The organism is Cyanobacteria bacterium FACHB-DQ100, from assembly GCA_014695195.1.
Lineage (GTDB): Bacteria > Cyanobacteriota > Cyanobacteriia > Leptolyngbyales > Leptolyngbyaceae > Leptolyngbya.
Window position 1 is genome coordinate 1,189,767 of record JACJNW010000028.1, and the last position, 11,227, is coordinate 1,200,993.

Genomic DNA, 11,227 nt, shown 5'->3' on the forward strand with positions numbered 1-11,227 from the left:
ACGCAGCGACTCCGCGAACTGGGGGTGAGACTGGTGATCGAAGGCGATATTGAAACCCTGTACCAGGAGATTTTGTCTACGGCGATCGCGCTCATGCAGGCAGATGCTGGCACAGTGCAAATCTTCGACGAAGCGACGCAAGATCTGGTACTGCTTGCCACGCAGGGCTTTGAACAAACAATCCGCGAGTCCTTCTACCGGGTGAATGCAAGTTTTAATACGTCCTGCGGTATTGCTCTTAAGAACGGTGCTCGCACTTTTGTCAACTTTGATGTGCCCGAGAGTGAAGACCCCAGCGGTTCAATGCGACTGCATGTGGAGGCTGGGTACCTCTGTGGACAATCTACTCCGCTGATCACCCGTGCAGGCAAACTAATCGGCATGGTTTCAACCCATTGGCATGACCATCACCACCCCAGCGATCCTTCGGAGCTTGGCAAAGCCAATCGCGAGTTGCGGTTTCTGGATCTGCTCGCTCGCCAAGCCGCTGACCTGATTGAACAACGCCAGACTGCTGCCGAACGGGAACAACTCTTAGCCCGCGAGCAAGCCGCCCGCACCGAAGCCGATCGCGCCAATCGAATTAAGGATGAGTTTTTGGCAGTGTTATCGCATGAATTGCGATCGCCCCTCAATCCGATATTAGGTTGGGCAAAACTCCTGCAGAGCGGCAAGCTAGACGCAGCCAAAGCCCAGCAGGCACTGCAGACGATCGAACGCAATGCCAAATTGCAATCGGAATTGATTGAAGATCTGCTGGATGTTTCTCGGATTCTCCAAGGAAAGCTCAACCTGAACGTTAGTTCGATCAATCTGTCCTCCATCATCGAAGCGGCGATGGAAACAGTACGGCTAGCGGCAGAAGCCAAATCAATCCGCCTGGAAGCAAGCTTTGCGGAGACGGGTTTGGTTGCAGGTGATGCCACTCGGTTACAGCAAGTGATGTGGAATCTGCTCTCTAATGCCGTGAAATTTACGCCAGCAAGGGGACAGGTCAACATTCAATTAGAGCAATTAGATTCCTATGCCCTAATCAGTATCAGCGATACTGGGCAAGGAATCGCGCCTGACTTTCTCCCCTATGTATTCGACTACTTCCGTCAAGCTGATGCAGCAACAACTCGAAAATTCGGAGGACTGGGATTAGGGCTGGCGATCGTGCGGCATTTAGTCGAACTACACGGTGGCACAATCGCAGTCGAAAGTCCTGGGATTGGGAAGGGCGCAACCTTTACCGTCAGGTTGCCACTCATGCCCATCCAGGCGATCACCGATCCCGATAGTCGATCGTCAGAGCCATCTTCTGACTTAAATGGGATTCAAGTCTTGGTTGTAGATGATGAACCGGATTCACGAGAGTTCGTGGCGTTTGTGTTGGAGCAAGCGGGCGCAACCGTACTTACTGCAACGACCGCTAGTGAAGCATTAACCCTGCTCATTCAAGCTAAACCAACGGTGCTGCTGAGTGACATCGGTATGCCAGATATGGATGGCTATATGCTGATGCGACAGGTGAGAGCGCTGCCACTCGAGCAAGGGGGACAAGTTCGGGCGATCGCGCTCACTGCTTATGCAGGCGACTTCAACCAGCAACAAGCCCTGCAAGCAGGATTTCAACAGCATCTCTCAAAACCAATCGAACCAGAGAGATTAATTCAAGTGATTTCTCGCCTAACTCAGTCTGCTGAGCGATCGCCTTGAAGCTTAGCAACACTCTACCTTCAGCTTTTCCTTTGGTTATAGCCCTCTCGCTATTCTAATATTTAGCTGAAAATGATTTATTTCGACATCGGCTTCACTCAGGGCAATTTGCGAAAGGGCAAGCGTCATGAGCGTTCCCAATAATGCTTGTATTGCGTCGATTCTAGATAAAATATAATTTTTAATTCAATATCTACAACTGTAGTGCTAGAGAAGATTAGGCTTCCCCACCTTACCATTTTTGCAACACAACCAATTTGAGACGATTCAATCCCTCTCTGTTCTCCAGAATATTTTTTAGGTTCAAAGTTCCCAAAATTAGCTCATTCTAGCGGGCGCGATAAACTGTGCATTTTACGACTGATTCAGGCTTGACCGAACTGAAGTAGATTCCGTAAAATCACTCTCGACTCACTGAGTATAATTTTACACAATGCTTGCTTAGTGAGAGTAAAAAACTACTCCGCTTAATGTCACCCTCAACACGCATTTCAGTGTGGGAGTTATGAGCCAAAACTATTTTGCTTTCCTCGGTAATGCTACTTTAGCAGCCGCTATTCTCGTGCTTGCTCAAGCTAAAGGTGTTTCAGCAACACCTTCACAAATTGGTCAACTCGATGCAGCTTCGGTGGCTTCACAATCTCATGTACAGCCGCTTGCTGATGCCAGCAGCCAATTGAAAGATGACGACAAGAAAGAACGTGAGGATGATGAGGTCAAGAAGCTGCCCAAATCGGTTTCTTCTGCTGTTCTCAAAGATGCAGCAAAACGGACTGGTGCAGATATCGCGACCTTGCGGATTGTTAACGTCGAACAGTACGACTGGTCTAATGGTTGCTTAGAGTTAACCAGCGGACAAATGCGTTGCCTTCAAGCAATGGCGCAAGGCTATAAAGTCGTTGTGATGCGCGAGCAGCAGTATTGGGTCTACTACAGTAGCGCATCTGGCTCAACGATCTCCTACGACGAAGCAATGTCCCAAAGGCTGATTGCCCAATCCACTGCTGAGGTTACTCGATCGCAAACCGTAATGAGCACCAGCACTCAGAGTATGAGTATGACCAGCACTCAGAGTATGAGTATGACCAGCACTCAAAGCATGGGCACTCAGAGTATGAGCAATGCTGAAACTATGGCTAGTGCAGAACAAAGCTCCAGCAGCACAGCTTCAATGTCACAAAGTAGCACCACAACTGCTACCAGCGCGACAATGATGAGCTTTACAGATGTCTCGACAAGCTACTGGGCGAGTTCATTTATCTCTGAACTGGCTAAGCTGACGATCGTTGAAGGCTTTCCAGATGGCAGTTTCCGTCCTGAGGAAGTCATGACCAAAGCACAATTTGCAGCAGTGATTCGCAAAGCCTTTGAGCAGGCTAAAATGCGAAACGCGATCGCGTTTCAAGATGTTTCTGAGAGCTACTGGGCTTACAGTGCCATCAGCAAAGCGTATGAGATGGGTTTCTTGGGTGTAAACGCAGAGAATCAATTCAACCCGAACAGCCGTCTCACCCGCCTAGACATCTTGGTTGCGTTGGCAACTTCACTCAATTACACGACAGTAAGCGGCTCTGTTGAGAAGATTTTGTCAGTATACAGTGATGCAGCAACTATTCCTGTCCAGTATCGCTCTTTGATTGCTGCTTTGACAGAGCGAGGAATTATTGTCAGCTATCCCCAAACCAGTCGGCTTGACTTAACTCGTGTGGTGACTCGATCAGAAGTCAGTGCCTTCGTCTACCAATTCCTAGCAAGCACTGGGAAAGTTGAAAAAATTTCCTCCCCCTATATCATTCAATCAGAAGAAATCAGCAGCCGTTCTAAGCCGACGGGCAAGCAGCACTGCAATCAGGGAATCGGAAATGGATCAGAAGGGTGCGATCCTGGTAACTCTCGTCCTCACGGTGGTAGTAACGATGAAGCTGGAAGAACACCTGGAAATCGCTAGACGGTGTTGTGCACTTTGAAAGCGAATTGTAACAAACTGTTTGGCCATCAAGATGACAAACATAACTATACCTAACCCTGCTAGGGTTAGGTATAGTTAGCCTAAGTCAGGGAGGCGGCTCCCTGACTCGGCTTCAGAATCGGACATGATTCGTTAAAATCATCTGGCTCCTCTCCAACTTGATTCGGTGTAAAGCTAGACACAGTAGCTAATAATTTCGCCAGATAGCGATGACGGGAATACATGGGTAAGCGGATGCGAACGGAGTTGAAGCAGTACGATTATTCTACATTCCGGTTAACCTGACAATGCCAGGGAAACATAGCCTTTTAGATTCAGGCCAGAATCTTATAATCGCGTCAAACTCCCCCGCCAATTACACTCCCAGGAAACTGCTAGAAGTAATGCTAGATGCTTGAACTCCAATTAGGGAAGCAAGTTTCTCTGATCCCGCTCTAATCAGCGTATTGCTGCCGTCTTGTAATACTGTGAGGTCATTGTAAGTTAAGCCAGCCGTTAGATTAAAGCGAGTCGAGCCTGCTGAGTAATTGTAGAGGGTGTCAATTCCACTGCCACGAGTCAACGCGATCGTATCTTGACCACCGCTTAGGTAGATCGTGTCATTTCCTAAACCGCCATCGATCAGGTTGATACCAGAACCAACATAGATCGTGTCGTTGCCAGCTCTACCATAGATGGCGTTGTTACCACCATAGGCGTAGATTTTATCGTTGCCGTTGCCGCCATCGATGTAGTCACTGCCAGCGGCACCATATAGCTCATCATTGCCATCTCTACCTAGCAGAATGTCATTTCCGCCATTTCCATAGATTTTGTAGTTGCCAGAACCAGCGTAGATCGTGTCGGCTCCAGCAGTGCCCTGAAGAGTGCCGTTTTTAACAGTGCCCCGAATCAAATTGGCAGGGTTGATCGCGATCGTGATGGTATCGGTATCAGTCTTCGCTCCCTCTGTTCCAGTGTTACCCAAATCATTGGTTTGAATGGTGAGGGTAACAGAGCCATTAATCACGGATGGGGCATCTGGAGTAAACTTCAAGCCATTGAGAGCGTTATTGAGGTCAGTTAATGTCCCTTGAATCGTGATTGCAGCCGAGTTGTCGCTACCGTTGATCACCGTCAGTCCATTGGTGTTGCCTAAGCTTAAGAAGCCGTTATTAACTGACAGTTTGACCTGCTCCACACCACCATTTGCATCGACATCATTGATAGAAATCATATTTCCTTCTATCGAAGAGAAGGTTAGGAAAGAATCCTGAGTCGCGGTTTGAGCACCAGGAACCGTATTGATGGGAGCATCGTTGACAGGGTTGATCGTTAGGCTAGAAACTGCGCTCTCTTTGCTGAAAGCGGTTGATCCCCCATTCAAGCTGGTATCTACTTTGTTTCCAGCCGTGCCACTGGTTTGATCCCAAGCTCGGAAGTTGAGGTTGATCGTGCCGTTGTAATCAAGCGCGGGGTTGAACCGCATTAGAATATTAGCATCTAGCAGCAAGGCTGAGTTATCCTTGACACTGCCAAAGTCAGTCCAGCTTGTACCACTGTTGATGGAGTATTGCCAGGAACCAGAACCTGTTGTTCCGATAACGGCAATTCCCTGCAATGCTCCAGCATCCTGGTCAACAACTGAGTTCGCCAAGATCGTAGAGAGGCGGGTTCCAGGATTGGTAGCCGGATCTTCATCGATCGCGGCGAAGTTTTGCACCTGAATGGAATTGAGAACAGGCGCATCATTTCGATCGTTAATGGCGATCGTCAGAACCTTGTCTAAACTCAATCCACCCTGATCGGTCGTACGCACTCGAATGCTGTAGGTAGACTTTGTTTCAAAATCTGGGGAGAGATTGATTTGCAGTTGATCGCTGTTAATGGTGAATTGAGTGTTGTCAGTATCTCCAGTTCCAGAAACCAGACTGTAAGTGAAGGTGTTACCCGGATCAAAATCGGTTGATGAGAATGTGCCAACAACTGTGTTCGCCGAAACATTCTCATCAAGGCTTGTTGTGCTCAAGGCTAGAGCGGTAGGAGCACTGTTAAAGAGGAATCGAGCGACTGAGGGATCGTGATCGCTGACTTGATCAACAAACTCAGAGTTAATGTGAACAACATCAAACCCATTTAATTGATTGAGCAGATTTTTGCTCACTAAGATGTGATCCAGCGTTTGAGCATTCCCTTCAAAGTTGTAGGTATACCGTTCGTTTGCAGGCAACGTTTCAATCAGATTATTGAGTCCACCACTTTTGAGAATGTTGAGTGGATTGGAGAACTCAAAGTCATTCAAGTCGCCAGCAACAATAACGTTGGCGTTAGGGTTGATCGCCAAAATACTTTGAACAAAGTTCTTGACGATCGTCGCCTGTTGATTGCGCTGAACTTCGCTACTCAAGGTTGGCGGTTGATTGGGGCCAAATAGGGGTTGATCGCCTCCCTTTGAGTTGAAGTGGTTGCCAATGACATAAACGGTCTGTCCGTTGAAAACAAACTCACCAACTAAGGGTTTACGACTCACATTGAAAGCAGAATTGGTAGGATCGATCAGACCAGGGCTAGCAGACAGATCAGGAATGCCATCATTTCCGACATCTGTAACTATGGTGTTGGAGATTGAGGTGCCACCTGGACGATCGACAAATGTAACCCGCTGCGGATTGTACAGGAACCCAACTCGGATGTTTCCACCCGGTTCTCCACCGTTGGTGTCATCGACCGGATTAATCTGACGATATTGGTAGGTGGGACCTCCTGCGGCTGCGATCGCGTTGATCAAAGTCTGATAAGTCACGCTCGCATCAACCACAGAATCATTCGTTGAACCATTATTGTCCTGAATTTCTTCAAGATTGATGATGTCGGGAGATTTTAGATTTGTGACGATCGCACTCGCCAGCCTATTGAACTCAGCAGCACTATCCCCCGGATCAAGGTTCTCGACGTTGAAGGTCGCAACCGTGAGCCGATTAGGATCGCCCACGAGGGAGGTAACTTCCTTAGTCAAAGAACTGGGAGTCACGACCGTTGGCGCAGTAGAGGGCAACACTTCATAGTTGTTGAAGTTATAGTTCACCACACCTACGATCGTGCCGAGTTGCGCTCCAACATTAACCTCTGGCATTCCACCAGTAAACAGATTGTCATCAATTTGAATCCGTTCCGGGTTGAAGTCGGTTGGGTTGATCAAGCTACCGCCGCGTGCAGTTTGGCTGGTTGCATTAGCGCCGTTGTCTGCCAATACCCAGACTTCGCCAAAGCTATTAGTAGGGCTGGTAGTAAAAGGGTTATTAATCTGCACCCGCATCCCTTCCAGACTTTCGTAAAAGTCGATGCCATCCTGCGTTGGATCAAAGATGCCATTGTTTTCCACATTGCTGGCATCGTTTTCAATGATCGATGTTGGAATGGTGCGCCCTCCGTTGCCTAGAGCGATCGTGGCAGGTAGCGCGTTACCGGACGATATTTTGTTAATGGTGGGATTGGTAATCTGCGTTGTCGTCAAGTTATTGGCATTGTTACCAGGACGGAATTCAGTGACTCGACCACTGACCTGCACAGCGTCACCCACAACAACCGTTGGACGAGAACTGGTGAAAACAAAGATACCTTCCGAGGTGCGGATGTCATTATCGGCAATGGGATCTTGTAAATAAAATCCGTTACTCGCAACGGCGGTGACAATCCCTTGGACATTGTTCACATCTTTGCCATTGAAGGAGGAAATGTGACCAGCGCCTTGAATGTCACTAATCCGAATAGGCGGCGTAAACTCAAACACTGCTACGGTTTGGCTGACTTCATTTGCAGTCACAAGCAAGGGTTTACCCGTGGGACTATCTGCCGCTGAGATGAATGTAAGACCCTCTGGACTCACATCTGCTGGGGAGTTAATATACTCAATGAATTGGGGCTTCGTCGGGTCGGTGACTTCGTAAACTACCACATCTCCCGTTCGCTCCAAACCAATGAAGGCATAGGTACGATCGTTCACAACGCCAATGACCACACCTTCTGGTTCTGGTCCTTTGTTATCGCTGCGAGTATCGAAGTTTGGTGACGTAAAACTGCCATCGGAGTTAAAAACGCTCGGAACCTGAGCAGCGGTGATACGCTCCAATTGATCCCCGCTATCAAAGACCTGATTTCCACTCGCATCCCAAATAGAGAAAGACCTCGCACCAAGCGCTTCGATGCGATCGATATCTCCATCCCCATCAATATCTCCGGTTGCATTCGTTAACTGCAACCGACCCAAATTAGCATTCTGCTTCAAGGTTGCAGCATTGGGAAACACAGTGGGATCGAGAACATAGCTGCTGCTGCCAACCCGCACTTCCTCGTTAAAGCCAGGATAGTTACGGGAATCTCCTTCATTCGCCGTGATGTAGTAGGTCTGACCATTGACAGCAAAGCTTGCGATCGCATCAGGTTGATACAATCCAAACACAGGCACATTGCGAATGTTAATGCCACCATCTTGATCGCTTGGATCGATGCCGTTACCAGGAAGATTATGATTTTTTGCTCCTAGAGGCTTAATGTCAGTCACGGTTGCAGTTGCGATGTCTACGATCGCGATCGCATTGTTTTCCTGTAAGGTGACATAAGCTTTAGTGCCATCTCCGGAGAACGCAATATATTCCGGTTCTAAATCTTGAGCAACTGTGGCTCCTGGAGCATAAATTCGCACACCTGCTGCCTTCAAAGCATTAATTTTGCTATTGAATGCTGTGAAGCCAGCCGTTTGCACCATTGCATTGGCAACACCATTTGCCAGATTGATAATACTGATCGAGCCTTCGGGGTCAAACGAGTTCGCTTGTCCGTAACTGTTGGGTTCTCCTTCGTTTGCCGTCAGCACTTTGGTTCCATCCGGCGTGAAGGTGAGCATATCTGGTAGGTAGCCAACTTCGATCGAATTTAGGAAACTGCCATCCGATGCCTTAAAGAAACTCACTCGTCCCGGCAATTGAGCATTGGTTGTCGTATTTTGAATCGCATAGGCAACCGCAACAATGCCATTTTTGGTCGCCACACTGTTGGGAATGGCTGCTGTTCCAGCAGGCGGCGTAAAGCCAGGTGCGAGGGTGCCGATCGAAGTCAGTGCGCCTGTGTTGCTGATATTGTAGATGTCAACCGTCGCTCCAGCGACTGCAAACAAGCGTTGGCTACCTGGATCAAACGCCGGAATCTCTGCGCCATTGGGACTGTTCAAGCCTCCGACTTTCTTGAGCGATCCGGTGGTGTTATCAGCGATCGTCACTGTAGCACTGCTCGTTGACCCCAGATCGTAAGCGGCTCCATCCACCAAATTCAGAATGACGGTTTCGTTACCTTCAGTGGTGTTGCCATCATTCACAGGAGTAATCGTCAGGGTTGCGGAGCTTTGCCCTGCTGGAATCGTTACTGTTCCAGGTAGGTTGTTGTAATCGCTGCCATTGGTTGAGGTTCCTCCCGCTGTGTAGGTAACAGTCAATGCTGCCGTTGTATCTCCTGTTCGAGTGATCGTGAAGCTACCAGTATTCACCGTCGTACCCGATTCGGCTGCATTGGCATCTGTTGCAGTAATACTAACGCTGGGAACTAACGGAGCATCATTATCTGCGATCGTAATGTTTTGAATCGTTGTATCCCCAAGTACAAGTCCTGCAGAGGGATTACTAATAGATAGAACCGCCGTTTCTGTTCCTTCTATCAAAGCATCATCGACTACTGTGAAGCTAACAGAACCGCTGGTTGCGCCATTTGGAATGGTGATGATCGGATTACTGAGGGTATAGTCTCCTACTGTAATGCCTGTGCCAGCTACGCCCAAGTTCACAGTTTGATCACCTGTAACCGCGCTAGAAGCCGTAGCAGTCACCGTGATTGCTGTAGTACCCGCTTCAGAACCCGTTGTGGTGCTAACCGACAAGTTGACGCTGGGAATTGCTGCACTACTGTTGACAGTAAGGCTGCCAGTGGGTAGGACTGTTCCAGTGTTACTAAATGTCCAGTTTGCTGGATCATTAATCGCAGCTCGCCACTGTTCTTTAGTTCTACTGGTGAGTGTGCTGAAGTTAAAGGCAGCATAGGTTGCCCCATTGCTAAATAAAACAGTAGTGTTGCCACCTTGGGACAACCCTGGAATCACATTGCCTGTATTGGAAGTCGTGGCGTTTTCAAATGTCCCTGTGTAATCAATCTGGTAAATTGGGGTGAATCCTGACAGCAAAGGATTGTTACCTGTGGATTGAACAGCAGCAAGTTGATCCCCGCTCGTTCCCGTTCCCTGAGCTAGAGAGAGATCTGCATAACTCCCTGATGCTCCTGACGCGATCGGTCCAGATTTTGCCCAAGTGAAGCTAGTGGATGTGTCAATACTCCGAATGACAGTACCAGCAGGAATATCTAGAGTAGCAGTAAATTTAATCAGATTTTCATTTCCATCAGCATCGCTAGCCGTCACGCCTCTGAAAGCAGAGCCAGTCCAACCGTTATCTGTGAAGTAAATAACTGTATCAGCGTCGATCGGAACGAGATTCACGAAAGAGAAAGAGTCAGGATTGCCGTTGTTAATATAGCCAACGATCGCAATATCACCGGGATTAAGAATTGTGGGTGCCATAGAAAATCACAACACGAAGAACAAGTAACACGGACATGACAAATTGCCCCAACACCTGCGAAGCAGTGGAAATCTTGAAGATGTAGGGGGCTTCTTTTTGCCGAATTGTAAAAATTGATTCTCCAGCCTGAATCTACAAATAGTGAGTAGAAATCGGCTAGGTACTAGGAGTTGCAGAATGGGATTTGAACCTAAATGTCATTAAGGACTGATACTCCTTTCAGTGTTGTTACTCACGCAAAAACTCTACATTGAGAAAAACAGGTAGCTATGTAATCACGAACACAAAGACAATAAAGATTGTATGAAGTGATACCGTAGAACTCTGATGAAAACACCATCTAGCAGCCGACTTAATCGCTGCATTCAGTTCTCGCAAGCCCATCCGTGTCGCCATCACCACGATCAGAGCCGAAGGCTATGCAGCGTTATCTAAAGAACTCAGACCATCTCAATTAATACCTGCTACAGATAAGATGAACCAGTATCCGGCGATGGATGCGATCGTTTTCTGGCAAAGCTGGTTGAGCAGATCGCGCGCATCCAGATTCCTCTGATTGTGTCGCAAATACTTTCTAGGACATTGTCAGGCTAACCGGAATGTAGAATAATCGTACTTCTTCAACACGGACAAGCTCAAGAGCTACGAAGCGGCGAAGAAATAGGTGATAACGGTGGTAACAGTAAGCCAAAGTGCCGCTGAATTGGCGCTTTCGAGTGTTATCACCGTGTGAATTAAGGTGGTAACAGTTGCACTTATGCCAGGTCAGCAGTGTTGATTGAAATTCAATATTTACATTTCGCCAAAGCTCATCTGAAATTTTGATCCTACTTATATTGGGAACCGGCGTTGTTGCATGAATAGGGGTTGCGGAGCGGCGACGTGATAGGTTTGAAGTACCACCAACAAGCCTTCACAGCGATGAGCTACCGCATCCGCAACTGGTCTGAGTATAACG

General features: G+C 48.0%; 4 protein-coding genes. 2 read left to right on the top strand and 2 right to left on the bottom strand.

Annotation, left to right across the window (positions count from 1 at the left end; genetic code table 11):
- The first annotated feature begins 93 nt into the window (after nucleotides 1-93).
- Together H6F51_16720 and H6F51_16725 are read left to right on the top strand one after the other, a co-directional pair.
- Nucleotides 94-1,701, top strand: coding sequence for a response regulator (locus H6F51_16720; protein ID MBD1824123.1), 1,608 nt, complete (start codon nucleotides 94-96; stop codon nucleotides 1,699-1,701).
- 505 nt (nucleotides 1,702-2,206) lie between these two features.
- Nucleotides 2,207-3,649, top strand: coding sequence for an S-layer homology domain-containing protein (locus tag H6F51_16725; GenBank protein MBD1824124.1), 1,443 nt, complete (start codon nucleotides 2,207-2,209; stop codon nucleotides 3,647-3,649).
- 101 nt (nucleotides 3,650-3,750) lie between these two features.
- On the opposite strand, the gene H6F51_16730 is transcribed toward H6F51_16725, so the two are convergent.
- Together H6F51_16730 and H6F51_16735 are read right to left on the bottom strand one after the other, a co-directional pair.
- A complete protein-coding gene (locus tag H6F51_16730; GenBank protein ID MBD1824125.1) occupies nucleotides 3,751-3,894 on the bottom strand; it encodes a hypothetical protein in 144 nt (47 codons plus the stop codon).
- 131 nt (nucleotides 3,895-4,025) lie between these two features.
- Nucleotides 4,026-10,268: a choice-of-anchor I family protein gene (locus H6F51_16735; GenBank protein MBD1824126.1), complete on the bottom strand. Its 6,243-nt coding sequence runs from the start codon at nucleotides 10,266-10,268 to the stop codon at nucleotides 4,026-4,028.
- Between the last annotated feature and the right edge of the window lie 959 nt (nucleotides 10,269-11,227).